22 protein-coding genes and 1 pseudogene are annotated in these 24,865 nt (G+C 62.2%); 13 read left to right on the forward strand and 10 right to left on the reverse strand.

Features of this window, described 5'->3' with window-relative positions; all coding sequences use genetic code 11:
- The first annotated feature begins 59 nt into the window (after positions 1-59).
- From mpaM to OW521_RS14290, 6 genes and pseudogenes are all read left to right on the forward strand, one after another.
- Positions 60-884, forward strand: a complete 825-nt coding sequence (gene mpaM / locus OW521_RS14265) for a daptide-type RiPP biosynthesis methyltransferase (protein ID WP_268020287.1) — start codon at positions 60-62, stop codon at positions 882-884.
- Positions 884-2,128: pseudogene (locus OW521_RS14270) on the forward strand (YcaO-like family protein). Before mpaM ends, OW521_RS14270 begins: the two are co-directional and overlap by 1 nt.
- Positions 2,125-3,825: a daptide biosynthesis intramembrane metalloprotease gene (gene mpaP, locus OW521_RS14275; protein WP_326493959.1), complete on the forward strand. Its 1,701-nt coding sequence runs from the start codon at positions 2,125-2,127 to the stop codon at positions 3,823-3,825. Before OW521_RS14270 ends, mpaP begins: the two are co-directional and overlap by 4 nt.
- Positions 3,822-4,532 carry an ABC transporter ATP-binding protein gene (locus OW521_RS14280; protein WP_268020289.1) on the forward strand — a complete coding sequence of 237 codons (711 nt, stop codon included), beginning with the start codon at positions 3,822-3,824 and terminating at the stop codon, positions 4,530-4,532. Before mpaP ends, OW521_RS14280 begins: the two co-directional genes overlap by 4 nt.
- Positions 4,529-5,278 (forward strand): hypothetical protein, encoded by a 750-nt coding sequence (locus tag OW521_RS14285; protein ID WP_268020290.1) that lies wholly within the window; start codon positions 4,529-4,531, stop codon positions 5,276-5,278. The genes OW521_RS14280 and OW521_RS14285 overlap by 4 nt, the downstream gene beginning before the upstream one ends.
- A 108-nt stretch (positions 5,279-5,386) precedes the next feature.
- A complete protein-coding gene (locus OW521_RS14290; protein WP_268020291.1) occupies positions 5,387-5,995 on the forward strand; it encodes a hypothetical protein in 609 nt (202 codons plus the stop codon).
- Positions 5,996-6,082: 87 nt separating this feature from the next.
- Here the strand turns inward: OW521_RS14290 and OW521_RS14295 are convergent, their stop codons facing one another.
- The 4 genes from OW521_RS14295 to OW521_RS14310 all read right to left on the reverse strand — a co-directional run bounded on the left by OW521_RS14295 (position 6,083) and on the right by OW521_RS14310 (position 11,140).
- Entirely contained in the window at positions 6,083-6,424 is a 342-nt protein-coding gene (locus tag OW521_RS14295) for a hypothetical protein (protein ID WP_268020292.1), read from the reverse strand.
- 27 nt (positions 6,425-6,451) lie between these two features.
- Entirely contained in the window at positions 6,452-8,149 is a 1,698-nt protein-coding gene (gene mctP / locus OW521_RS14300) for a monocarboxylate uptake permease MctP (protein WP_268020293.1), read from the reverse strand.
- The gene (locus OW521_RS14305) at positions 8,146-8,427 is read right to left on the reverse strand and encodes a DUF3311 domain-containing protein (protein WP_268020294.1); all 282 of its coding nucleotides are present in this window, start codon (positions 8,425-8,427) and stop codon (positions 8,146-8,148) included. The genes mctP and OW521_RS14305 overlap by 4 nt, the downstream gene beginning before the upstream one ends.
- Positions 8,428-8,644: 217 nt before the next feature.
- Positions 8,645-11,140 (reverse strand): bifunctional YncE family protein/alkaline phosphatase family protein, encoded by a 2,496-nt coding sequence (locus tag OW521_RS14310; protein WP_268020295.1) that lies wholly within the window; start codon positions 11,138-11,140, stop codon positions 8,645-8,647.
- A 160-nt stretch (positions 11,141-11,300) separates the two neighbouring features.
- Here OW521_RS14310 and OW521_RS14315 point away from each other — a divergent pair, with 160 nt between their 5' ends.
- The gene (locus OW521_RS14315) at positions 11,301-13,106 is read left to right on the forward strand and encodes a molybdopterin-dependent oxidoreductase (RefSeq protein ID WP_268020296.1); all 1,806 of its coding nucleotides are present in this window, start codon (positions 11,301-11,303) and stop codon (positions 13,104-13,106) included.
- A 25-nt stretch (positions 13,107-13,131) separates the two neighbouring features.
- On the opposite strand, the gene OW521_RS14320 is transcribed toward OW521_RS14315, so the two are convergent.
- The 4 genes from OW521_RS14320 to OW521_RS14335 all read right to left on the reverse strand — a co-directional run bounded on the left by OW521_RS14320 (position 13,132) and on the right by OW521_RS14335 (position 16,402).
- Positions 13,132-14,328: a type II toxin-antitoxin system HipA family toxin gene (locus tag OW521_RS14320; protein WP_268020297.1), complete on the reverse strand. Its 1,197-nt coding sequence runs from the start codon at positions 14,326-14,328 to the stop codon at positions 13,132-13,134.
- A complete protein-coding gene (locus tag OW521_RS14325) occupies positions 14,328-14,525 on the reverse strand; it encodes a helix-turn-helix transcriptional regulator (RefSeq protein WP_268020298.1) in 198 nt (65 codons plus the stop codon). Before OW521_RS14325 ends, OW521_RS14320 begins: the two co-directional genes overlap by 1 nt.
- Before the next feature lie 201 nt (positions 14,526-14,726).
- Positions 14,727-15,050 carry a DUF6221 family protein gene (locus tag OW521_RS14330; RefSeq protein WP_268020299.1) on the reverse strand — a complete coding sequence of 108 codons (324 nt, stop codon included), beginning with the start codon at positions 15,048-15,050 and terminating at the stop codon, positions 14,727-14,729.
- 47 nt (positions 15,051-15,097) lie between these two features.
- Positions 15,098-16,402, reverse strand: a complete 1,305-nt coding sequence (locus tag OW521_RS14335; RefSeq protein ID WP_268020300.1) for an ammonium transporter — start codon at positions 16,400-16,402, stop codon at positions 15,098-15,100.
- Positions 16,403-16,786: 384 nt separating this feature from the next.
- On the opposite strand from OW521_RS14335, the gene OW521_RS14340 reads away from it, so the two are divergent.
- The 6 genes from OW521_RS14340 (at position 16,787) to OW521_RS14365 (ending at position 22,890) form a co-directional block, all read left to right on the forward strand.
- On the forward strand, positions 16,787-17,524 hold the full coding sequence (locus tag OW521_RS14340; protein ID WP_268020301.1) for a glutamine amidotransferase: 738 nt from the start codon (positions 16,787-16,789) through the stop codon (positions 17,522-17,524).
- A gap of 28 nt (positions 17,525-17,552) precedes the next feature.
- Positions 17,553-17,858, forward strand: a complete 306-nt coding sequence (locus OW521_RS14345; protein WP_268020302.1) for a putative quinol monooxygenase — start codon at positions 17,553-17,555, stop codon at positions 17,856-17,858.
- Between the two features lie 173 nt (positions 17,859-18,031).
- The gene (locus OW521_RS14350) at positions 18,032-18,907 is read left to right on the forward strand and encodes a serine hydrolase (protein WP_268020303.1); all 876 of its coding nucleotides are present in this window, start codon (positions 18,032-18,034) and stop codon (positions 18,905-18,907) included.
- 554 nt (positions 18,908-19,461) lie between these two features.
- A complete protein-coding gene (locus OW521_RS14355; RefSeq protein ID WP_268020304.1) occupies positions 19,462-19,752 on the forward strand; it encodes a hypothetical protein in 291 nt (96 codons plus the stop codon).
- A gap of 577 nt (positions 19,753-20,329) precedes the next feature.
- Complete coding sequence (locus tag OW521_RS14360; RefSeq protein WP_268020305.1) at positions 20,330-21,529, forward strand: allantoate amidohydrolase; 1,200 nt, start codon at positions 20,330-20,332, stop codon at positions 21,527-21,529.
- Positions 21,526-22,890 carry a formimidoylglutamate deiminase gene (locus OW521_RS14365; RefSeq protein ID WP_268020306.1) on the forward strand — a complete coding sequence of 455 codons (1,365 nt, stop codon included), beginning with the start codon at positions 21,526-21,528 and terminating at the stop codon, positions 22,888-22,890. The genes OW521_RS14360 and OW521_RS14365 overlap by 4 nt, the downstream gene beginning before the upstream one ends.
- A gap of 20 nt (positions 22,891-22,910) precedes the next feature.
- On the opposite strand, the gene OW521_RS14370 is transcribed toward OW521_RS14365, so the two are convergent.
- Together OW521_RS14370 and OW521_RS14375 are read right to left on the reverse strand one after the other, a co-directional pair.
- Complete coding sequence (locus tag OW521_RS14370) at positions 22,911-23,969, reverse strand: LacI family DNA-binding transcriptional regulator (RefSeq protein WP_268020307.1); 1,059 nt, start codon at positions 23,967-23,969, stop codon at positions 22,911-22,913.
- Positions 23,970-23,979: 10 nt separating this feature from the next.
- Positions 23,980-24,864, reverse strand: a complete 885-nt coding sequence (locus tag OW521_RS14375; RefSeq protein ID WP_268020308.1) for a glycerophosphodiester phosphodiesterase family protein — start codon at positions 24,862-24,864, stop codon at positions 23,980-23,982.
- Position 24,865: the final 1 nt, after the last annotated feature.

The raw sequence follows: 24,865 nt of genomic DNA on the forward strand, positions 1-24,865 counted from the left end.
AGCGTTCGCCACCCGCGTGTACTCCCCTCCCCACGTCTGACTCCCGAGAGTACGAGTTGATGAGAACCGCAACTGACAAGACTGCTGCCGACATCCTGCGCGCCATTGGCCACGGGAGTCCTCCTGGGGATCTGTACGGCATTGAAGGGTCCCGCCTTTACGACAGGCTGACTTCTGACGATCTGTCCGAGCTTCCCGAGATTCTTGGCGCTGTTCGGAAAACAGCAGGACCCATCCTCGAATTAGCGGCGGGGTCCGGCAGGATTACCCGGGCGCTTCTGGCTCTGGGGCGTCCCCTGACAGCCGTTGACTCTTCGCCGGAAATGCTGGAAATGCTCAGGCAAAGGGCTGCGACCCGGTCCTTTAATCCTCGGGGAGTCGCAGTGGAACTCGTCGAGGCGGACATGTCCCAACTGCCTGTTGGCGGCAAGTACGGCTGCGTCGTACTGGGTGCCAGCTCAGTGACTCTTCTGACTCATGACCAGCGACGAGCGCTCTTCGGCCGGGTCCGCGATTCCCTGGCCCCTGAATCCCGCTTGGTGCTCACAGTCCTCGATGCCGACTTATCTGACCAGTCGCCGGACCATGACGAGGGCTCGATTACTGGATTCTCGGTGCTCGACGCCAACTCCATCCTCTTCAATATTGAGCGCCGGGATCCGGATGGCGGAGCGAGGCACGTGACCATGATCAAGATCGATTTCGATGAGGGAAAGTCATACCGGACGGCCGCCTATGTCAGCGATGTGGCTTACGTCCGGAACGAGGTTATTGAAGCCGAGCTCTCCGCTGAGGGCTTGCATGTTCTCGAAAGAGGAGCTGTCCGGATCGCCTCGCCGGTCCCTTCCCTTAACAAGGTTGAGATGTGGGTATGCGGCAAATAATGATCGACCCCGCACGGACCTTGGATCCCTCCCTCGGCCTGGTTTCTGATGCGCAGGTCTACGTCCCGAATGAGGTTGGTCTATGGCGCACGGTGGCGTATTTGGCCAACGCCCCGTGGGACGGGGAACATCCCAGGCTTTCTTCCGCTGTCGGAGCATTCGACGTCAACAGGCGATCCTCGGTGACCAGGGGATCCGGCGAGGCGGTAGAGCGCTTCGCGCTCGTTCCAGTGCCGGCCGATTCGGAACACCTCCTTGTGACCAACCCTTCCCACGAAAGGAGGATCGATTTCGTGGAAGCAGGACTAGGGCACCCCTCGGCCCTTGGCCTTGAGTTCCCGTGGTATCGGGCGACGGACCTGGTTTCCGGGACTGAGTCACATGTTCCAGCCGGTGTTGTGGACTACAACCCCGGCGAATTCCCGGAAGAAGGTCTTGCTGGTCAGTTCTTCGATCCATCTCCCAACGGAGCCGCCGCCGGACCCTCGGAACACTTCGCCATGACTTCCGCCGTGGCTGAAGTCATTTAGCGTGATGCCTTCTTGTGGGCTTGGCACAACAGGACACAGCTCAAGAAAATCATCATCGAAGACTTGCCAGCAGAACTGTCTGGTAATCCGGACACTCGTAGTCTCACGCGGCTCTTCAGAACCGCCCTCGACTCCGGTATCCACGCCAATCTTGCTTTTGTCCCCAACGACGACGGGCCATTGGAAATCGCGGTCAGCGTCATCATCGGTGACACGAAGCATGGACAGTTCGGTGCGGTCGGAATCAAGGCTTCCGCAGACCCCATTTCGGCATTGAAGGGCGCCCTCCAGGAAGGGCTTCAAATCCGTGAACTCCTCCTGTCCAGATCGCCGTCCCCGGTTACAAGCCACGAAGCGGTGACAAACGACGAGTCGAGAGCGGACTTCTGGATGACGCGCCCAGCAATCGATGAACTTAGCGCATGGGTGCAGTCGTTCTCGAAGGCGCCACTGCCTCGTGCCCACCCCCAACCCGACGTGGACGACTTGGTGCAGCATCTGGCTCGGAAAGGAATCACTTCGCACTGGGTAAGCCTCACCCACAGGCTTCCTGCGGCGATACAAGAGATCGGCTGGGAAGCGGGCAAGGCAATCTGTCCGGGTGCGTTCCCACTCACCATGGACGAATCCAAGCGACTGTCCTTGGTGCCGAACAGCTTTGACGGCCCGCCACGTCGGAACGCTTTCGCTTCAACACCACATCCGTTGATATGAGCCCCTACAGGAACGGCGAAACGGTGACAGGACCTTCCCACGCTCGAACTCCGATTCAATGGCCCGCACAGCTGGCTCCAACTGCGTCGATTGACGAGCCCCTACAGGCCGGCGGGCCATGGATCGTGGCTCTGAACGGTGTGCCAAAAGCCAGGGTCTCTGCGGACGTGGCCAATGTGCTCAAAGTTTTGGACGGCAAAAAGGAACCTGCCCAAGTGGCTCACCACCTTGGCAGTCCATGGACTGCGGAGGACGTCATGGGGGTCGCTCGCCAGTTAGTCCACACGGGTGTCTTCGATGTGACGGCAAACCAGGCGGAAACTCGGCGAGTCCAGTTCCGCGCGCCCCTCACCCTGCAGGTTACGTTGTTCAAGCCCGCGCCGCTCCTCAACTTCTTCCGCCCGGCGGTTGCCGCCATGGCCCGTCCCGGGTTCATCGCTGCGGCGGGTGTTCTCGTCGTCGGCGGCATCATCGGCGCTTTCATGGCGGGCCCAAACGTTTGGCGGGTATTGGCAACGCCACTTCCCTTGGAGGCCTATATTCACGTCGCCATCGCGATGTTCGCCTCCACTTTGCTGCACGAGCTCGGTCATGGAATGGCGCTCGCCTATTTCGGTGGCATGCCCAGACGTATCGGAATCATGATCTTTTATCTGGCCCCAGCGTTCTTTTGCGACGTGACGGACGGCTGGCGACTCAGTTCGCCCAAACAAAGGGTGCTGGTCGCGCTGGCCGGACCCTTCGTTCACCTCGGCCTTGGGAGCATTGCGCTTGTGGTTCAGGGCATTCTTCCGGCGACGTCCCTGAAAGACGCCGCCATCCTCTACGGAATCATTTGCTACGCAATAGCCGTCTTGAACCTCTTTCCGTTCATCAAGCTGGATGGCTACGTCGCGTTGATGTCAGCTGTGGATATTCCGCACCTACGTCGAAAATCCATCGCCGCATTGTCAGACGCGGTCAGCTCTAGGTTTCTTGGTTCACGTATCAACACGGGCAGCCAAGGTCTCCTAGCCTGGTTCGGCTTTGCAAGCTTCGTGTCAGGCATCGCTTTCATGGTCATTGGTTTCCAAAGATTTGCGCCCATCGTCCTGCAACTCGGCTTCGCGGGACACATAGTGGTCCTCGTTGTCCTTGGCCTTTTGCTTGTGTTGGCCCTCAAGGGAATCATCCAGTTTTTCCATTCGGCCTCAAAGAGCGGCAGCCCGACGTGGCGGCGGATTGGTTTCTTGCTACTCGGAACGGCTGTCGCGGCGGGACTCCTCATCGTGATTCCGATCAGGTCTGTCGTCGTGGCCGGTTACACCTACATCAACGGAGAACTAAAGATCGTGACCCCCATCGAATCGACCGCTCAAGCGATCGTCCCGGGAGACAGGGTGACTTTGAAGTCCCAAGGAATGGTGGTTCATGAAGAACTGGCACAAGCCACCATCGGCACAGAACCGCCGTCGAATTCGATTGCACCTGTGGAAACCATCGTCCCGGTGACGTTTCCGGGCACGAATGTCCCTGTGCGGGCGTACCCGGGACGCCTTGAAGGTTCGGTCTACCTCCCGGTCTCGGGACGAGCCGAGGTGACGAGCCACAGGGAGATGCGGCTGTGGGAGTGGCTCTGGGATGCCGCCTCGAATTCTCCGCTATGGCCAGGGAACTTCGGACAACCCACCAAAGTCTCGACGGAAGGGCAACAGTGAAAATCCATGCCAGCTTTGACGGGTTCAGCAAGAAACGAGGCACAAGTTTCGCCGTCGAAGACTTGACGTTCGATGTACCCGCCGGGCGAATCGTCGGACTGATAGGACCCAATGGCGCCGGAAAGAGCACGGCCCTGGCTGGCTTGACCGGCCTGTTGGAGGCGACGTCCGGGCGTGCCACGGTCTTTGGAACTGACTACCGGACCCTGCACAGGCCCGTCACCAAAGTAGGGGTAAACCTGGACGGAATGGACGTCGAGCCTGGGCTCACCGGCCGGCGTCACCTGCAGATCTGTCGGTTTGCTGCCGGGACCCCGCCCGAGAGCGTCGATCGTGTCCTGGAACTGGTCGATTTGACCGCCCAAGCGAACAAGAAGGTCCGGGACTACTCCCTCGGGATGAGGCAGCGTCTGGGCATCGCCTCGGCAATCATCGGTGGCCCCAAGCTCCTGGTCCTCGACGAACCGGCCAACGGGCTCGACCCGGATGGCATTCAATGGCTGCGATCGTTCCTCAGGGACTTCGCCAAGTCCGGGGGAAGCGTGCTGATCTCCAGCCATCAGCTGACGGAGCTGGAACAGATAGCCGACGACGTTGTCATCCTGAAGCGGCGGATGTTGTTCCGTGGGTCCGTTGAGGACGCCACTGCCGTTGGTGGCGGGAACCTGGAAGCTGCATATTTCAGGATTCTGGAGGGAGCCCGATGAACTACGAAGTCAATGCGGCTTTCGCCGGCGGGCTCCGGTCCGAGCTGCTGAGATACTTCAGCGGCTACTCCGTCCTCGGCATCCTGGCCTTCAGTGGACTGGTGCCTTGGTTCGTGGCGAATTTCCTGGGCTGGCCCGATCATGCGGACAAGCTCTCATCGGCCCAAAACGTCGAGACGTTTTGGGCCCTCGCCACGACGATCGCAATCGTTGCCACTTTCGCAGGAAGCTACCTCGTAACCCGGGAAGCCTACTTCGGGACTCTTCGACGAAGCGTTGCCATCTCCGGGATGAGTCAACTTGTGAAGACCAAATACGCAGCCTCGCTGGTTGTCGGTCTTTTCACGGCAACTTCAGGCCTGGCTCTCTGGAGCGGCAGTACCGCGCTCGCAGTGTCCCCGGAAGTGCGCACTGAACTTGTGGAAGGCGCCTCCTGGCAAGCTTTGCTCGGCGTCGTCGTCGCCTCAGTTGCCGGGTGCTTGTGGGGTTGTTCGCTCGGCTGGATCATCAGGCACTACTACGCAACCACGATCGCCACCATGCTGATTCCCCTCGCTTTGGAACTCCCCCTTATGGCGAACTTTCCTGAAATTGCCCGATGGCTGCCGTCGGGAGCCTTGGCAGGGATCGCAAACCTGCCGATTGAGGGCCTGTTCGGACCGCTCCACGCATGCCCGGTCTCTCTGGGATGGCTGATTGCCGGAGGAGCAGGCGCGATGTGGGTGCTGCGGAGAAGGGGGGTCTAGTTGGACAACTATGCACCTGCCTTCCTTTCGGACATGCAGCGCCCGTGGCTGTGGAAAGGATCAGCCGTCTGCGCCTTGCTTGTGGCTGGTCTGATCGGTGCACTTGTGGTGGCCGCGGCAATCAGTTCAAAAGAAGACGGCGGGCAGGCGATGACAGGCGTGGATCGAACTCTCTTGGAAGCCGGCTTGTCGCTGATGCTCACGGCAGCGGCCGTGGTGGGTTCCTTCTCATTCACGTCGGACTTTGACACGAGATCGTTTCATCGACGCATCTTGATGTTCCAGCGTGGAGCGGCATTCACCGGACGGGCGGCCTCCATCACAGTCGCTGCACTCGTGACGGGCGCAATCGTAGGGGTGCTTTTCGGGCTATCAGGGGAACTGGTGGCAAACCTGTGGCATGTCAGCGCCCCCGCCGTGCTGGCTTTCGCCGCGATGGCCGGAATCGGTTCGCTCTGGGGTTTCGCGATCGGTTCCCTCATCCGCAACCATTTTCTGAGCCTCTTTGTTGTACCGCTGAGCCTTGTTCTGCCGGCAGCTCTCGCCAGCCGGCTCGGACAAATTGCCGATCTTCTCTTCCCGAACATGGTCACGGATTGGGTGAACCAATGGGCGTTGGGAAGCGTGAAGCTCGATTCCTTTGCAGGGGCAGTTATCTGGCTTGCCTGCTCGCTCGGCGGGGCATATTGGGTGTTTTTAAAGCGCGACCTGACTTAACCATTTACCGTTCATTAGGGAATTTACTGTGAAGCGTAACCAGACCATTTGGCTTCTATTGACTCTTATTTTTGGTTTCTACTCCATCTACATCTTTTCCTCCGCAAGCGGGGACTCATTGTGGGCCATCGTTTCCGGAATGGTTCTCGTAGCCGCTTCACTGGCTTCGCTTTGGAAATTCCTGCGCGGTGTCAAGGCATCAAAGAACCACAGAAGCGGCGAGTGACGCCTGTGGTAGTCCGCCAGGGCGTACACACGCGAGAGCGACATCTCGGACCACCGTTCCTGCGGCAGCGGCGAGCGGCCCGGGACGGCGATGATTGGCCGGGTGCCCGATCGGTGTGCGACGGCGGCAGGCAGCTTTCCGGCGAGGGTGTGTTCATCGTCCGCGACGCTCGTGATCCGGCGCCCGCCGTCGGAACCTTCCACCGTGACCGGCCTCCGCCGTCGGGGGCTTCAGAACACCGGCCCTCCCGTTTCGCCCAATGGGTACTCGCGCTGGAGCTGGGCGACCTTGGGATCGTCCTCGTCAGCTCCGTAGTCCGAGTTTCGGGTGATGTCCTTTCCATCGGGGAGCTTCATCGCGCGGAAGACCAGGGACAGGACTGCAGCAACGATGAGGTTGATTGCGAACGCCACCACGGCGATGTAGACCTGCACATTGGTGCCCGGGATGGCCGCGATGGAGCCGCCGAAGTTGGCCTTCGTGACCGGGTTGACCACGTTGTATGCCGCGATGGTGCCGTAGATGATTCCGGCGGCCCAGCCTGCGAAGAGCGCCCAGCGGTGGAACCACCTGGTGTAGAGCCCGGCCACGATCGCCGGGAAGGTCTGCAGGATCCAGATACCACCGAGGAGCTGCATGTTGATGGCGGCCGACTGGTCCATCGCAATGACGAAGATCAGTGCCCCGAACTTCACCACGAGCGAGGCGATTTTGGAGACCTTCGCTTCCTGCCGCGGGTCGGCGTCGGGCCGGATCAGGTCCCGGTAGATGTTGCGGGTGAACAGGTTGGCGGCAGCGATTGACATGATGGCGGCCGGGACCAAGGCGCCGATGGCGATAGCCGCCAAAGCGATCCCTGCAAACCACGCGGGGAAGTTGTCAAGGAACAACTGCGGAACCACCAGTTGCGGGTTGACGGCACCGTTCAGGTCGATCGGCTTGGTTCCCGCGGAGATGGCCGCGTAGCCGAGGAGGGCAAGGAATCCAAGCATCAGCGAGTACAGCGGGAGCACCGCGGCATTCTTGCGGATCGTGTTCCTGCTCTTGGTCGCCAGGACCCCGGTGATCGAGTGCGGGTACATGAACAGGGCCAGCGCAGAGCCAAGAGCCAGTGTCCAGTAAGCCGAGTAGCTGGCCGCGCCCGGGATGAAGACGCCGGTTGGCTTGCCTGTGGCCGGGCTGATGGCGTCGAGTTTCGTCTGGGCTGCACCAAAGATGTTGTCCCAGCCTCCGAACTTGATAGGCAGGTAGATCACCGCAACGATGACCGCCAGATAGATCAGGAGATCCTTCACGACGGCGATCAGCGCCGGAGCGCGAAGGCCCGAAGTGTAGGTGTAGGCGGCCAGGACCACGAACGCGATGATCAGCGGCAAGTCAGTCAGCAACACATTCTCTGCGCTGCCGAGGCCCAGCACCGTGAGCACGGCTTTGATGCCAACCAATTGCAGCGCGATGTACGGCATGGTTGCCACGATGCCGGTGAGGGCCACGGCAACCGTCAGCGCCCTGCTGCCATAGCGCCCGCCAACGAAGTCCGCAGGAGTGACGAACCCATGCCTGTGCGAGACCGACCACAACCGGCTCATCAGCAGGAACACAATCGGGTACAGCACAATCGTGTACGGCACTGCGAAGAAGCCACTCACGGCTCCGGTGGCCCACATTGCCGCCGGGACGGCCACGAACGTGTAGGCCGTGTAGAGGTCCCCACCGAGAAGGAACCACGTCACCCAGGTTCCAAACCCGCGGCCACCGAGGCCCCACTCATCGAGGCTGTGCAAGCCGGTCTCTTTGCCCGCGCGCCAGCGTGCAGCGAAGAAGCCCAACACCGCCACCAGGATAAAGAGGACGACGACGACGGTGAGCGCGACGCCGTTGACGGGCCTGTCCGGTGTGGTCGCCAGCGGGACCGCGAGCCCGCTCATTGTTCCTGCTCCCCAGCGCGTGCGCCCCGAGCGTCCTCGCGGCGGCGGCGGTCCTCTTTGGCTACTATCCGGTAGGCGATGCCAATCATGCCTGCGGTGATCGGAACCCAGAGCATTTGGTACCAGTAGAAGAACGGCATACCGGCAAACCGCGGCTTGTCGATCGAGTACAGGGGGACGAAAAGCGGGACCAGTATGGAGATGGTTAGCAAGATTCCGGCAACAACATATGGACCGGGCCTTGCCGGCCCCCTGGTTGGCACATCGGGAGTTGACATGGACGCCTCCTCATCGAGACGGCCCCCGGAGCGGGAAGGGCTTCCCTGGACGTGCCGGTGGCCTGGGGGCCGCGAATATGACGGTCCACCAACAGAATAGATTCTGGATTAATTCTCCGACAGGGGAAGTGTGCCCCGTTTTTGCGGCGGGGCCAGCGCTAGAACAGCAGAGGGCGGCCACCGATGCCGGTGACCGCCCCTGCCAAACTGGATTTGGTTAGCCGTCAGTGTCCTTCGCAGTCGGCTGGCCGTTGGAGCCTGAGCCTGAACCGATCATGCTGTGCTGGGGTTCGGGCATGTTCGAGTCAGCACCGTTCACGGACTCCCAGATGGCCTTGTTGTAGAGCTGCTCATCGATCTTGTCTTCGGTAGCGGTGTCCTGGCTGGCTACCTGTGGGGCCATCGGAGCATTTGCCCCGTTGACGGTGGTCATGTCGTAGCTGGGCTTGACCGCGGTGTACGGCGTATTGTCCGGCTTGGCCGTGAACGACGCGTTCATGGAGGTGGCGAACGCATCGAACTGGGTCAGCGGGGCGATGCCGGCGATCAGTCCGATGGTGCGGACCATTGAAGCCGTGCTGTAGAAGGTTGAATCGACTTTCCCGGTCTGGGTGTAGGGGCTGATGGCCAGCGCCAAGGTGCGGTGCGCATCCACGTGATCCGGGCCATTCTGGGCGTCATCCTCGGTGATGAAGATGGCAGTGTCCTTCCAGGCGGAAGAGTGGGACACGGTGTCCACCAGCTTGCCGAGCGCGTAGTCGTTATCCGCGACGTATGCCTTCGGCGTGGGGGCGCCAACACGGGTGGCCTGGGTGTGGTCATTGGGCAGCCGGACGAACTGGACGGTCGGAACAGTTCCGGACGCCACGTGGGACTGGAAGTCCTTGGCCCATTCCTCAACACGCGGAGTACCGCAGGTAGGCTTCAGCGGTGCGAACGACCCCGCGGAATCAGGGCAGTTCAGGTCGTAGCCGTGGTAGTTGTGGTCGGTCTGCGCATCCAGGACGGGGTCTGCGGCGTTGAACGTGCCGGCGTTGTTGGAAACGTAGAAGCCGTAGTTGCGGAAGCTGACGCCTGCCTTGGCCAGCCGCTGCCAGACATACGTGTTGTCAGGCTGCTGGGCCGCGATTTCAGGGGCGTTTCCTTCGCTGGGATACGGTGCCTTGCGGCCCGAGTAGTTGGCCGGCCACATCTGCTCGGCGTAGGGGTTCGAGTTGGCCGAGGCCACCCAGTTCCAACCGTTGGCACTAACTTCAGCATCGGCGTAAAAGTTGTCAATCGTGGTGAACTTCTTGGACAGGGCCCTCATGTTCGGGGCAGACTCGTCGCCGAAGAGATTCAGCGAGGGATCGCCGTTGCCCTTGCCGAGGCTGCCGAGCACCTGGTCATAGGTGCGGTTTTCCTTGACCACATAGATCACGTGTTTGATGGGGCTCTCTTGACCGGGTTGGCGCGGGATGATGTTGCCCCCAGCGGTGTCCGGGCGGTTGTTGTTTTTGACCTGCTCGGTGGCCTTCTGCAGTTGCCCGCCTTCTGGAACGCTGAAGCTGCTCAAGGTGCCGGCGATCATGGATCCGCTGTACTGGTTTTCGGCAGTGGGGGCACTTGACTCAGGGTTCGGGTGGCCGGCGCCGTTGTTCGGCCCGGCGCCAAGGCCCTTCGCATTCGTGACGTGCAGGGTCCCACCGCTGAAAGCCAATGAACTTGGGTACCAGCCGACAGGCACCACGCCGGCAACCGCGTTGTGGGCAAGGTCGACGACGGCGACGTCGTTGTTACCGGAGTTGCTCACGAAGAGGCGGTGCCCGGCTTCGTCCAAGGCCAGCCCTGTGGGGTTGGTTCCCACCGGCGCGCCCTTCTCAGGCGCGACGCTGATACTCGAGCTTGTGCCGGCTGCGGTATCGACCACCGAGACGGTGTCGTCATCGCCATTGGTGACGTAAAGGGTACGTCCGTCCTTCGAGAGGACGGACTTGTTGGGGTGGAGACCCACGGTGACGGTGCGGGAAACCTTCGGTTCTGCGCCTGAGATGTCCACCGCGGAGAGGTCGGACGCGCCTTGGTTGGTGACATACGCCGTCGTGCCGTCTGGGGAAACGGCAACTGAAAGTGGCCGGTGACCGGCCGGCGTCGTCGAAACGGTGCCGGTGGCGAGGTCGACGACGGACACGGCGTCGGCCAGCTGGTCTGCAACTACCAGCCGCTTACCGTCGGGCGTGATCGCCAATCCGGCCGGGAAGAGGTTCAGTGCCTTGCCCGCGGGGGTCGTGGTGGGCAGCTGGATGGGTGCGCCTTCCGCCAGCTTGCCGCCGGAGTAGCTGTAGGTGCGGATTTTGGAGTTCGCAGCCGCGCTGGCGTAAAGCTTGGTGCCGTCCGGACTCCAGGCCAAGCCCATGTAGAGCGATTCGGGCGACTTGTAGGAGATGGTCTGGTCTACCTCGTGATCTGCGAGATCGACGAGTTGCAGGGACTGGGTACCTTGACCGTTGTTGGTGACGGCGAGCCTCTTGCCGTCGGGGGAGATGGCGGAGTTCAGCGGGAGGTCTCCGAGTGAGGTCTGCTGTCCAGTTGGCGTGACGCGCATGCCCACTGGCGTGACCGCTGTTCCGTCCTCGTGAGGGCCGGCGAACGTGGAAACCGCCGCAAAGGCAGCTCCGCCGACGAGCACACAAGACAATGTTCCGATGATGACCGGGATTGTTTTGAATTTCATGATCCCAAAGCTAGGAGCCTTGAAACACGGTGGCCCGACTCACAGGGAACCGTCAGCTAAATCGTCAGTGAACTGATGAAGTGGGCGGGACGGTACTGCTTGCTCCATGAACCACCCGGTTTGGTAGTTTCAACCCCAGCCGGGGTCTAGGCTCGGCCTCATGACAGCCGACAAATCGACGCCGCGGGATCCGATGCAGGACCCGGCGCCGAGGGGCCCGACGGCGCACGCCGAGCCCGGTGCCGGGCGGAGCTTCCGGACCGAGTTGAAACGCGGAGAGAACGTCATCGATCCGATGACTTTCGCCGGTTCGCTTCCGCAGGATCGCGGCATCGCCCCGCGTATCCGGGTCGGCAGCAGCAAGTGGTTCAATCTGCTCTGGTTGCTACCGATCGGCTTCGTGATCCTCATCGTTGCGGTCGCCGTTGCGAAGGGGATCCGGGGATTGCCTCCAGTCGAGTCGTTCCTGAAGACCTATCCGGGAACCTCAAAGCTGCCGGTGGGCGCGCCTGTGGGCTTTCCGGCCTGGCTGGGGTGGCAACACTTCCTCAACATGTTCCTCTTGATCTTCATCATCCGTTCGGGAGCACAGATACTCACGGATCACCCGCGACTGTATTGGACGCGGCATTCGACGCCGGGACGGGATTGGTTCCGGGTACAGAAGCCAGTGCCCGAAGATCCGATGTGGACGGCTAAGAAGGATTCGATCAGCCTGCCGCAGCAGGTAGGCCTGCCTGGCCTGCGGCATTCCATCGGGCTAGCACGCTGGTGGCACCTCGGGATCGACACGCTGTGGCTGGTCAACGGAATCGTCTTTTTTGTGCTTTTGTTCGCGACGGGCCAATGGATGCGCGTGGTCCCGTTGAGCTGGGACGTCATCCCGAACTCGATCTCGGTGGTCATCCAATACCTCTCTTTGGACTGGCCGATCGAGAGCGGATGGACTAACTACAACAGCCTGCAACTGATCGCTTACTCCGTCACGATCTTCATCGCAGCACCTTTGGCCCTGATTACCGGGCTGGGCATGTCCCCGGCGCTCTCCACGCGTTTTCGTCGCATTAGCTCGGTCTTCAACGTTCAGATGGCCCGGTCCTTGCACTTTCTGGTGCTGTGCTGGTTCTTGTTGTTCATCGTCCTTCACATGGCGTTGGTGCTGACCACGGGGGCGCTGGAGAACCTCAACCACATGTACGCGGGGCGCAACGACCAATCGTGGATCGGGTTCTGGATCTTTGCTGCGTCGATGGTAGTCATCATCGTGGGGTGGGTTGCCGCCACTCCGTTCACCCTCCGGCATCCGCGCCTCATCCAGAGGGCCGGTTCTGCGCTGATCGGCCCGACAGAGCGGTTATTCGAGCACATCGACTCACGCCCGGGGCAGTACACCGACAAGGACATTTCGCCGTACCTGTGGCTCAACGGCCAGTACCCTGTATCCGACGAGTATAAGAACCTGTTCAACAACGATTTCCGGGACTACCGGTTGCGCGTCAATGGGCTCGTGGGCAATCCGGTCGAGTTGAGCCTGGCCGAGCTGCGGTCGATGGATTACCACGAGCAGATCACACAGCACTTCTGCATCCAGGGCTGGTCTGGAGTGGCAAAGTGGGGCGGGGTGTCGATGCAGGCCATCCTCGACTTGGCCAAGCCGACCCCGGAGGCAAAGTGGGTGGTGTTCTATTCGTTGGGCGATGGACCGGATAAGGGCGACGACTACGACGCGCATCCAATCGAGCAGATGGGCTATCAGCTCACGATGCTCGCTTACGACATGAACGGTACTCCGCTGTCGTATGGCCACGGTGCGCCGCTCCGGCTGCGCAACGAGGTGCAGCTCGGCTTCAAGATGGTCAAGTGGATCAAGGGCATCGAATTTGTAGCCGACTTCTCCGAGGTGGGTGGCGGCTTCGGCGGTTACAACGAAGACCACGAGTTCTTCGGATACCGGCAGTCGATCTAAAGGTCCTCAAGCGTGGGCGCGGCAGTCAGCCCTCCAGCTCTCCGCGCCGGAATCTCAGCTCTCGTAGGGCGCCTCGGAGCGGCGACCCCGTAAACGGTAGGTCCTCTAAGCTGACGCTCCCAGAAGCTGACAGTGCCAGTGCATTGGCCGTGGCAGCCGCGCGCTGCGGCAAGCCAATGGACGCCGCGAAATCGGCCCAGTGCCTTGCTTTGAGGTTCTTTGTTTTTCCGGACACCGGCAACGCGAGCGAGTCATTTCCATACAACAGCGTGCACGGAATGTCGTAGATCGGAGCCATGACAAATTCGCCGTGCTGGCCCCCGAGGACCGAGAGGTTCTTCGCGTGCAGGTCGCCGTTCCCGGTCAGCCATGCAAAAACAAACTGCAGGTACAGATTGCGGCTGGCCACGAGTGGGGCTTTGCACATCCCGGCCAGTGCAGAGGCCACATCCTCGGATGTCACAGAATACTTGGAAGCCGGTGGCAGGCCCATGACTTGGGCTCCGTCCTCCATGGGCAAGCGCACCCAAGTGCGGTCCTCGTCCCGCACGCGGTCGAAGCGTTCCACCAACAACCCCGGCAGCCCGTGCATGTCCGTGATGATACGGCTCTTGGATACCGGGATCTTGAGATCCTTGGCCGCAGAGAGGTGTGCCGCTTCGTTCTCCAGCAAATTGGCTTGGTTGGGCGGGTCAAGTTTGAGTAGATACCGCTGCCCCTTGAGTGACAATGGCGTGGTCAGCATGGAGGCGCTTGCCTTGTCTTGGACGCCAGGGATTGCATGACGGTCCACCGCGTTGGCCAGGGCCGTGAAGTCCAGTTCCTCGGGTCTGGAGGTGTCGGCCAGCGGCGCCGGCTCCACGGGGGTTTCCCCGGCGGGAACCACTTGGACGTCTCCGGGGGCATCGGCTCCAACTGCGAGCAGGAGAGTGAGTTCGTCGTCGAGACTGGTTTTGGTGGCGTCCCGGAGCACGCTCAGCCGGTGCCCCTCCGGCAGCAGGCCGGCGAAGAACGGGGGAAGAGCACCAGCGGGAGTCTCCACGGCAAGGTCTGCCAGGGGCAAAGAACTGGCAACCGCGGGCAATCCGGAGGTCAGATACTCGGCTGTATAGGAGAAATTCACCCCACCATGGACCGTGCGGACGAGGTGGCCTGCGAGGGCACCGCCCTTATGAACATCTGCCGCGCGGACGAACTTCAGGTCTTGGAGATCGTCGGCCATCAGCTGGCCGCCAAGTGAAGGCCGACGGCGTTCGCCACCGTCACGACTGCCGCCAGCGAAGGATTGCCCGTGGCCGTTTCAATCGCCCGAACGGTCCTTTCGGAGGTTCCAGCAAGGTCGGCAAGGTCTGCTTGGGTGATGCCGGCCTCTTTGCGGGCTTTCCGAATGCTCGCCGCGATGGCCGCAAGATCTTCCACGAGCCTCCTAGAATTCGGCATGATGTTGCCGATTTGGCAATTTCCTAGGTCCATTCTGAACCATTTTGCCTAAATCGGCAAGATACTGCCGAAATCGATCTTTTTGGCTGCTGCGAGGTCGCCAAAACCTAATTTCGGCAAAATCATGCCGATTTCCGTTGAGAAACCCGGCTCGTGGAAAGGAGCGCTGCACCCCGCCCGCTACGTCCCCGCCAGCCATTCCGGATCGAAATCCGGATGGTCCGAGTAGGGCAGTGCAAGGGCATTTAACGATTTTGTGGTCCATTCGATCGACTCTGGAATCCACCGCGGGTCATCCCCAAGCGCGTGGTGGACCATGGTTGCCAAGGCCGTCTGCCGTGCAGATTCAACAATGCTGAGCAGTCTTCGCTTTGACGCGCATTCCAGAAGAAGGCGGCGCTCGTACCATTTGCCAGCTTCGGAGACGGAACGGTCGCCGAGGAGTTTCCGCGCGGCGGCCTCGTCCTCGTCCAGGCGCTCGGACAGGAAATCGACGATATCCACAAAACGAGCGTACGCGCCCGCTGCGGCCGCGGAAATGCCTGTTTCCGCTATGCCGGGTCGGCTTGCTTTTCGCGCTGGAGTTCGACGGCGGCAGCTGCGTGGGGGAGGGCGTTGAAGTGGCTCCGGGACAGTCCGCCGAACTCGTAGGCGGTCTCGGCGTGCTCGGACAGGTCCACGCCGGCGAGCTCGGCCTCCTGGCTGACCCGGAATCCCACGGTCTTGTGGATGACCAGGCCAATGATCGCCGTCATGACTCCAGACACCGCAAGGGTGACAAGAATGGCGACGATCTGCGCCACGAGCTGCTGGAGGCCGCCGCCGTAGAACAGTCCTCCACCTTTGCCGTTCACCGGCAGCGCAATGAATCCGAGCGCGAGGGTGCCTACAAGCCCGCCACCAAGGTGGACGCCCACGACGTCGAGCGAGTCATCGAAGCCGAACTTGTGCTTCAGGTCCACGAACACGGCACAGGCGGCACCGGCCACAAGGCCCAGGCCAAGGGCTGCGGCGGGAGCGACGTTGGCGCAGGCCGGGGTGATGGCCACGAGGCCGGCAACGACGCCGGATGCGGCACCCAAGGATGTAGGGTGGCCGTGCCGGATCTTCTCCGTCACCAGCCAGCTGAGCATGGCGCCGGCGGGGGCAACGAGGGTGTTGACCCAGATCAATCCGGCCTGCTCCGCGGTGGTGGCGGCGCCGGCGTTGAAGCCGAACCAGCCGAACCACAGGAGGCCAGCGCCAAGCATGATGAAGGGGAGGTTGTGCGGGCGGTGGTTCGGGTCCTTTCCGAAGCCGTGGCGCTTGCCCAGGATCAAAGCCAGGACAAAGGCGGCAGCGCCGGAGCTGATTTCCACCACCGTGCCTCCGGCGAAGTCAATCACCTGGCCGAAGACGGAACTGATGGCTCCGCCGGGGCTCAGGAGGCCGGCACCCCAGACCATGAATGCCAAGGGGCAGTACACCAGCGTGATCCAGATGGGGACGAAGATAACCCAGGAAGTGAACTTGGCGCGGTCGGCAATGGCCCCACTGATGAGGGCAACGGTGACCATGGCGAAGGTGGCGCTGAAGCCAAGCTTGATGAGATCGGTGGAGCCAACCAGGTCCGCCGAACCGAAGCTGCTGAACGGGTTGCCGAAAAGCCCCAGAACGCTCTTGCCGCTGATCATCGAGTATCCCCACAGAATCCACACGGCACCTACGATGCCTGCGGAGATGAAGCTCATCATGATCATGTTGAGGGAGGCCTTGGCCCGGGTCATGCCACCGTAGAAGAGGCCGAGCGCTGGAGTCATAAGCAGTGCAAGTGCCGCCGACACCATCACCCAAACGTTTTCCGCAGTGATATTCACGTGCGTTTCCCTTCTTATCGGAGTGCCGTAGGAGGGCCGCCGTTGCTGGCCCCGTTCTTCCCCTGCTCAATATTTCCGGTTCCGTGTTTCAGGCAATGCGAGGAAAAATTGCGGGGACGTTACATAAGTGGGGCTGGCGTGAAGAACGCATGACGGGCATGTTTCGGGAATGTTAACTCCGCTGCCGTGCGGGCGCCGGGTCGCCTGGACCGGGGGTGCGGGATCGTTGTGTTTCCGCGGATTCTGGACCGGTTGGAGGTGAAATCATGCCATCACAGCCGAAATCCGGACATTTCTTCCACGTGAACGGCGGCTCACCGCCCCCAATGGGGATGTTTGAGGCGAACGCTGGCGCGTCACTGCCGCCAAGCGCACACTTACCCTGTGAAGCCGTTTCTCCTGCTCGCATCTCGTGCCGAAGACGCCGCCGCCGAGGAAGAGTACCAGGCGTATCTTCGCTTCGGAGGGCTGGCTCCCGAGCAGCTCATACGCATCCGGTTGGAAGCGGCGCCCCTGCCGGCGCTTGAGCTCTCCGACTATTCCGGCGTGATTGTGGGTGGCAGTCCTTTTACCTCGAGCGATCCGCCTGAGCACAAGGGTCCTGTCCAGAACCGGGTGGAGAAGGAGCTTTCGCAGCTGCTGGACAGAATTGTCGCTGTCGACTTTCCATTTCTAGGAGCTTGCTACGGGGTCGGAACCCTGGGTCTCCACCAAGGAGCGGTGATTGACCGTACCTATGGTGAAGGACTGGGCGGTGTGACTATCAAACTCACAGCAGAGGGGCTCCTGGATCCACTCCTCGAAAACATGTCCGAACGCTTTATTGCCTTCACCGGTCACAAGGAGGCGTGCACCGTTCTGCCCGGACACGCCGTATTGCTGGCCAGCTCGGCTGCCTGCCCGGTGCAGATGTTCCGTATCAAGAGGAACCTCTACGCCACACAGTTCCATCCCGAGCTCGATGCCGAGGGTCTGGTCACCCGGATCGACACCTACCGCTACGCCGGATACTTCCCGCCCGATGCCGCGGAACAGCTGATGGCGGACGCCCGAAAGTTCACGGCGACCGAACCGATGAAGATCCTCAAGAACTTTGTCCTGCGGTACGCAGGTCCTCACTAGCGTCGGAGGGATGAAGCACAATGGGGCCATGACCTTTGCAAACGTGGGAAGTCTCGGCACGAAACCTGGCCAACGCGACGCCGTCGTCTCCATCCTGCTCAGACCGAAGCCGGAGCTGCGGGATGCGGGCTGCTTGCTCTACGAGGTGGGCGTCAACGACGAAGCGCCGGACACGGTCTTTGTCTGCGAACTGTGGGAGTCGGCAGAGGCGCACCAAGGATCGCTGCAGCTGGACAGCGTGAGGGCCGCCATAGGTGAGGCAATGCCGCTACTTTCCGGTGAGATGGGCGGCAGTCGGTTCACCGTGCTGGGCTCACCGCTCCGCGACGCCTGAAATTCACCCAGGCGACACGTGGCTGACGGACAGGATTTTCATAGCCCTTACATAGCTGCCGTAGCTACTGTTGGTTCATTATGGAAAAGCAAGAGCCCCATGATTCCGGTCTTGGGACCGGACGGAAGCGAAATCGGCGGAACTTTTGGAGTTCCCTCCGATATCGATCGGCCTTGCTGACAGTTTGCACCGCTATTTTGGCGCTGGCCATTACGGCAACGATCTACTCCGCCGCGCATGCGCGTTCGTCCGCCCCCCGTGCCGTGTCGGCGATCGCCAGTGCTAGACCATCGGCGACCCGGACCCCGACGACGGCGGCCCCCGCGGCGGCACCGGTTGTGCCCGCTGCCCCGGTGGCAGGAGTAACTCCAGCCTTGGACGCGGAGATCAACGGCATTCTCGACGACAACAGCCAATACGACATCGGTGTCACGCTGATCGATTTGTCCGACGGTTCGAGCCACCAGTACGGGGTCCAGGCACCATTCGAGGCAGCGAGCACTGCCAAGGTCCTGGCTGCCAGCGCCTACTACCACCTTGCCGAGGTAGGCGAAGTGTCGCTTGACGATCCCTTGGGGGATTACACATCCGGACTCCAGATCAAGGAGATGATCCAAGAAAGCGATAACGAGTCGTGGTCCTTGATCATGGACGCTGTGGGCTACTCGGAACTGCAGGAATATGCCGCCTCCATCGGCGTCAGCTATGACCCTCTGAACAACACCTTGACTCCAAGCGAGATGGCCAGCATCCTGGCCGACCTCTACACCGGAAAGCTCTTGAACCAGCAGGACACCGCGCAACTGCTTTCCTACATGCAGAACACGAACTATGAATCCCTCATCCCCGCCGCGGTACCGGCCGGCATCACGGTCTTTCACAAGTACGGGCTGCTCGACGACGAACTCCATGACGCCAGCGTTCTCACCGGCGGCACCAGCTCCTACGTGTTCGTGGTCTACACCAAAGGCCAGAACGAGAGCGACATACCGGCCCGCACCGACGTTTTCCACCAGCTCACCCAGGCGGTGGTTACTGACTTGTTCTAGCGATCCTTCGGCTTCAACGGCTCCAGCACAACGACGCCGGCCGTGCGGTCAGTCTGACTGCACGGCCGGCGTCGTTGTTTCCTTATGCGCGCTGAGCGCCTGTCGCATTGCTGGTTACTTGCCTCCTTTCCGCATAGGGTCGGGCCAATTTCCGATAAATCTCATGTGGTCCTGCATGGTCTTCTCCTGACTGAGGCTTGTCACTGCGCGGTGTGGCGCAGGTGGGTCGTGCCTGCCATGGGGCAGGGGCGGCTGGTCAGTCGGGGGATGACCCTGGATCGAATGCGGGTTCCGCAGTGGGGTTTTGACGGCCCTCAGGTATGCGGCTGTCGTGGAAGGGCGGTGCCAACGCGCGCTGTTCCGGGAGATCTGCCGCCCCATGGGCCGATCCTCCCTGTGGTCCCGACGTCGATCCCGACTCGCGTGGTGACGCCGCGGCAGGATCCGGTGTGTCCTCCGGAGGATCCACAGCAACGACCAATGAGTTAGTCATCGCCAATTCGGCAGGGAACCCCGGGGCAGGCCTGTCCGGAAGGAAGCGAAGGATACTTTTGTTGGCTGACGGTCCGGTCTCGACGGCTGGTGAAAGAGCGCCGGTACGGAGAATCGTGGTGGGGTCGGGTGGGGTCGGCGCGCTGGCCGGAGGCCCCGCGGGCACCGGGACGGTGACGATGGTTGGAACGCTTGTTCCCGAAGGAGGCACGATCCTCGGCACTGGAGGCGCAGGCGGCAATGAAGACGGCACTGGCAGTAGCGGGAGTTCCCCGATCGTGCTGTCAACGGGAGGCGCGACGGCGTCGATGATTCCAACAAGGGCGGGTGGCACGGCGTCGTTCGGCAACTGATTGACCAAGGTCTTGGGAATCTCTGCCAATTGGCTCGGACCTGGAATGGCCGAAGGGACGTCACCGACCAGCGACCGCAGGGGATCGGGAAGCGGAACGGGGACTATGGAAACCGCCGGAACCGACGGCACCGCCGGAACCGACGGAACTGCCGGAACCGACGGAACTGCCGGAACCGACGGAACTGCCGGCAGGAGGTCAGTAGCTTGCGACGGGCCGGCGAGCCACACCAGCCACGCGAATACGCCAAAAGTCGCGAGAAGAACAGGGCGCAATAAGGAAACGCCACGGGGTCCCAGATGCCCGTCCAAACACTCCACCTCCCCAGTGCGGTGTTTGCACGCTAGGTTACGCTCGTCCTCGGCGGTAGTCCATAGCTAAGCAGGCTTAGTGTCCGAATTCGGTAAGCATCGTGAGTTAGATCGCCGCGAGATTCCGGGATTTGAGACTGCTTTTGGGAACAAGCGGTTTCGGCGGAGTTTTCGTTCTGTCTATTGTGAGGTTCTTACGCTCAGGGTCTTGTCGTGGGTGCCAGCTGGTTTTACTTGGTGGCAGTCTTCAGTAATCGGAGGAACACGTGGAAACCGTCAATCAGCTCCTTGACTCAATCAAGGACGTGGGCCGCGATGCGGTGCGCGGAGGATACTCCAGGGCCGTCTACTCGACCCCCGAGCTCGACCTCAGGCAGTGGTTCATCGAACAAGCCCAGCAGCGCGGTCTCGACGTCGAGACCGACCGCAACGGCATCATCTGGGCTTGGTGGGGAAAGCCGCAGGATGGTGCGCTTGTCACCGGCAGCCACCTCGACTCCGTCCCCGGAGGAGGGGCCTTTGACGGGCCGCTCGGCGTCGCTTCCGCACTGGCCGCCGTCGACATCCTCAAGTCCCGCAGCCTTAATCGGGGGCGCTCCCTGGCCATCACGGTCTTTCCGGAAGAGGAAGGATCCCGCTTTGGCGTGGCGTGCCTGGGGTCGAGGATACTGACCGGCGCGATCCACGTCGACAAGGCGCTGAACCTGCGCGACGTCGACGGCGACACTTTCGCTGACGTCGCGCGGAGCCGCGGACTGGATCCCCGGTACGTCGGGCACGATCCGGAGGCGCTTGCGCGAATCGGCGACTTCGTGGAACTCCATGTGGAACAAGGCAAGGGGCTGGGCCAGAGTGGGCCGGCCATCGCCGTCGGGAGTTCCATCTTGGGCCACGGCCGCTGGAAGTTGAGCGTCAGCGGCCAGGGCAACCACGCCGGAACAACACTCATGGCCGACCGTGCCGATCCGATGGTCGCGGCCGCGCAGATCGTCGTTGCCGTCCGCGACACCGCGGCCAGGCAGCCGGATGCGAGGGCTACCGTCGGGCGCTTGACGCCTGTTCCGGGTGGCACCAACGTGATTGCCTCCCGCGTGGACCTGTGGCTTGACGCCCGCCATCCCGACGACGCCGTCACAGCGCAACTGATCGAATCGATCTACGCGGCAGCCCGGGAAATCGCGGCGAGCGAAGGATGCACGGTAACCCTCACGGAGGAGTCCTACAGCGACACCGTGCACTTCGATCCCGGCCTGAGCCGACGCATCGCCGAGCTTCTACCCGGGGCGCCGGTTCTGGCGACCGGCGCAGGGCACGACGCCGGTGTGCTGGCTGGACATGTCCCCTCGGCGATGCTCTTCGTCCGCAACCCCAGCGGAATCTCGCATTCCCCGGAAGAATACGTGGCTGACGAGGACGCCTCGGCCGGCGCCGTTGCGCTCGCCGACGTTTTGGAGGGACTCCTGTGAGCGGGTTCTGGTGCGAGGCGGCGCTGGTAAGCGCCGATGCCCACGCCGGCGCTGGCGTGGGCGGTTCAGCTGTGGCCACGGGCGTCAGGTTGGAGGTACGCGACGGCCGAATCTCCGGAATCACCACCGGGGCCCAGCCCGAAGCCTCTGACCAGATCCTGATCGGAGTCGTCTTCCCGGCGGCGGCCAACGCCCACTCGCATGCGTTCCACCGGATCCTGCGCGGACGGACCCATGATGGGCGCGGCGACTTTTGGGTGTGGCGGGAGCAGATGTACCGGAGCGCCGCGGAACTCACACCCGAGAAATACGAAAAGCTCGCCACGGCAGTCTTCACTGAAATGGTGGTGTCCGGCTTCAGCAGCGTGGCGGAGTTCCACTATGTCCACCACCAGCCCGAAGGAACACCGTACCCGGATCCGCACGCCATGGAACTGGCGTTGGCACGGGCAGCCGTTGCGGCCGGGATCCGGCTCACTTTGCTGGACACCCTTTATCTCGCGGGAGGCATCGGAACGCCGCTCAGCCCGGAACAGGCACGGTTCGGCGACGCCGACGCCCAGGCTTGGCTGGATCGGCTCGCCTCGCTGCGGGCCGAAATCGCGCGGACCTTTCCGCCGGACTTGGTCAGCGTGGGGGCCGCCCTGCATTCCGTCCGTGGCGTGCCCGAGGAAGCTCTCAAGACTGTCGCCCGGCAGTTGCCCGCCGACATTCCGCTCCACATCCACTTGAGCGAACAACCGGCTGAGAACGAGGCGTGCCTGCAGGCCTATGGCGTCACCCCAGCTGGACTCCTTGCCCGGCATGGCCTGGTGTCGACACGGCTCTCCGCCGTCCACGCCACGCACTTGACCCCGGAGGACATCAAGCTCCTCGGGGACGCTGGGGCCACAGTGGTGATGTGTCCAAGCACCGAGGCCGATCTGGCCGATGGGATCGGTCCGGCGCGCGCATTGTCCGACGCCGGTGCGACCATCGCGCTCGGCACAGACCAGCACGCCGTGATCGATCCCTGGGTTGAAATGCGCACCTTGGAGAACGGAGAACGCCTTGGTTCCGGTCAGCGGGGCAGGTTTTCACCGCAGGAACTGCTCCGCGCCGCAACGGTCGGTGCGGCGGCATCCATGGGCACGCCCATAGCGTCGGCGCTGGAAGTCGGCGCAGTCTGCGACCTCATGGCTGTGGCCCCGGACTCGGTGCGGACGGCAGGTTCCATGCCGCAGCAGTTCGCGTTCAGCGCGACGGCGAGTGACGTCACCGCCGTCGTCATTGCCGGGGAACCGGTGGCTTCACACGGAGTCCACGTACGGCTCGGCGCCCCGGGCAGATTGCTCACGGAGGCGTTGAAGGAGTTCTCCTAAAGGACGGCGGCCACGAAGAATCAGCGGACGTGGGCCGGTGAGGCAAGGGTACGGCCCGGGACGAAGACTCCCGGGAAGCGTTCGTGCCGTACGGTTGCGGAGCTGCGATTCTTGAGCAGCTCCGCCATGACTGCAGTGCCCCGTACCGCCACTTCATGGACCGGAATTCTGAGTGTGGCGATCCCGATCTGATCGGCGCCCATCAGGATGCCGTCGCACCCCGTGATGGACAGATCCTCGGGAATGCGCAGCCCTGCCGCTTTTGCGAACGGCATGAAGGAGATGGCGCGGGTATCCGAAGGGAACATGGCTGCGGTGATCCGTCCTTCGGCCGTTAGCCGGACGATGTCCTCACAACGGTCCACAGGGTCCCCAAAGAGATCCGTGTCCAACTGGTGGACCTCGATGCCGCGCCCGCGCAGGTGTGCCGCCATGGCGAGACCTCGCCGGTTTTCGGCTGTGGAGACGGAGAACGCCGGAACTACGACGGCCACCGCGCGGTGACCCGCGCTAGCCACACGGTCGGCCAGGATGGCACCGTTGGTGTCCTCGTCGTAGGAGACTCCGAAAATGCCCGGATGCTCCTCCACCCTGCCGACGGACACTACCGGTACCGAGTCGAGGAACGGTTCCAGATCGTGAGCCTTGATGACCCCTGTGGATACCATGAGGCCGCCGACCCGCAAGCCCAGGAGCCTCCGCAACCCGGCCAGCTCTTCCTCAGCACCCCGCGTCATAGTGGGGACCACGGTGATCAGCTGAAGCCCCGAGCGGCTGGCCTCGTTCTGGATCTCGCTGTGGAGCAGGCCGTATGCGGGATTCCTGGGATCCCGCAGAAGCAGGCCCACCAGGTCCGAACTCCGCGCCGCCAGCCCGCTGGCAATCATGTTGGGCACGTAGCCCAATTCCCTCAAGGCCCTGTTGACCTTTTCCTGGGTCTTGGGGGAAACAGAGACATGCCCCATTAGCACCCGGGACACTGTGGCCCGGGATACTTGGGCCAGCTGGGCGACGTCGTCCATCCGCACACCCAGCGGTGATCCTCCGTTACGTCCCTTCGGGGGCCCCAGCTCAGTCACAGCCACCACTCTACTGGCTGGCCAACATGCCCGCGGACGCCCCCTGAACCACCGCATTTCGGTAGGGGACCAGCAATCCCGGCCAGTCGGTCTGGATGATGTCGGCACCAAGTCCTACCAGCCGTCCCCACCCTGAATCGGGGTCGCCGAGCACGGACATCTCGTCGTCCCAGCCGCAGAACAGGGGCACCCCGTTGCTCAGGTTGATGGCGTTCAATAGGACGAAAAGTCCACGCGAATGGAGCCATTCCACATAGTCGGGAGAGGCAAAATCGTGGTCCGGACCTTCCGCCAGAAGTTCCATCCCAACCGTGTTGATCTCCGTGTACTCCAGCACGCGGAGAACGTCCTCATGGGACCGGACCATGGGCGCGAAGGGGTATTTCACCGGGTGCGCAGCCAGCAGCTCCAGCGGTTCCCGGTCCACGGGGGATTTCAGCACGGCCCTGCCGAGTACGTCGTAACGGTCCAGGTATGGCAGCAGCCTCTCCCAGTACCACCAGGAGCGGTCCACGTTGAACAGGGCACAAGGGTTTTGACCCAGTACCTCACCGAGCGTTGTCACCCTGCAGGGCTCGTTGCTCGCCGTGGAGCACCAGCGGTACTCCAAGGCACGGATCGATGCGGCATCCAGTGTCCTGATGTTCTCCTGGATCCCGAAGTGCATCGGCTCGTAGCCGTCGTGGAAGAGAAAGAACTCGCCATCGGTCGATTCAACGATGTCGATCTCCACCATCTCGGCACCTTGGCGAAGAGCCGCCTCCACGGCTGCCTGGGTGTTTTCCGCGATGGTGCCGAGGCCGGTGCCGCGGTGGACGGCCACCAGTGGCCTAGCGCGCTCAAAAGCGGCATTGAGTTGGGCATTCTGCTCCACGAATCGTGGCTGTCCGAACATT

Origin of the sequence: Arthrobacter sp. MMS18-M83 (assembly GCF_026683955.1) — a bacterium.
Taxonomy (GTDB): Bacteria; Actinomycetota; Actinomycetes; order Actinomycetales; family Micrococcaceae; genus Arthrobacter.

Coding starts and splice junctions, on each gene's coding strand:
- OW521_RS14310 (WP_268020295.1), bottom strand. CDS start 11,140: ATGAAATTCAAAACAATCCCGGTCATCATCGGAACATTGTCTTGTGTG.
- OW521_RS14345 (WP_268020302.1), top strand. CDS start 17,553: ATGACCTTTGCAAACGTGGGAAGTCTCGGCACGAAACCTGGCCAACGC.
- OW521_RS14285 (WP_268020290.1), top strand. CDS start 4,529: ATGAACTACGAAGTCAATGCGGCTTTCGCCGGCGGGCTCCGGTCCGAG.
- mpaP (WP_326493959.1), top strand. CDS start 2,125: ATGAGCCCCTACAGGAACGGCGAAACGGTGACAGGACCTTCCCACGCT.
- mpaM (WP_268020287.1), top strand. CDS start 60: ATGAGAACCGCAACTGACAAGACTGCTGCCGACATCCTGCGCGCCATT.
- OW521_RS14375 (WP_268020308.1), bottom strand. CDS start 24,864: ATGTTCGGACAGCCACGATTCGTGGAGCAGAATGCCCAACTCAATGCC.
- OW521_RS14305 (WP_268020294.1), bottom strand. CDS start 8,427: ATGTCAACTCCCGATGTGCCAACCAGGGGGCCGGCAAGGCCCGGTCCA.
- OW521_RS14315 (WP_268020296.1), top strand. CDS start 11,301: ATGACAGCCGACAAATCGACGCCGCGGGATCCGATGCAGGACCCGGCG.
- OW521_RS14320 (WP_268020297.1), bottom strand. CDS start 14,328: ATGGCCGACGATCTCCAAGACCTGAAGTTCGTCCGCGCGGCAGATGTT.
- mctP (WP_268020293.1), bottom strand. CDS start 8,149: ATGAGCGGGCTCGCGGTCCCGCTGGCGACCACACCGGACAGGCCCGTC.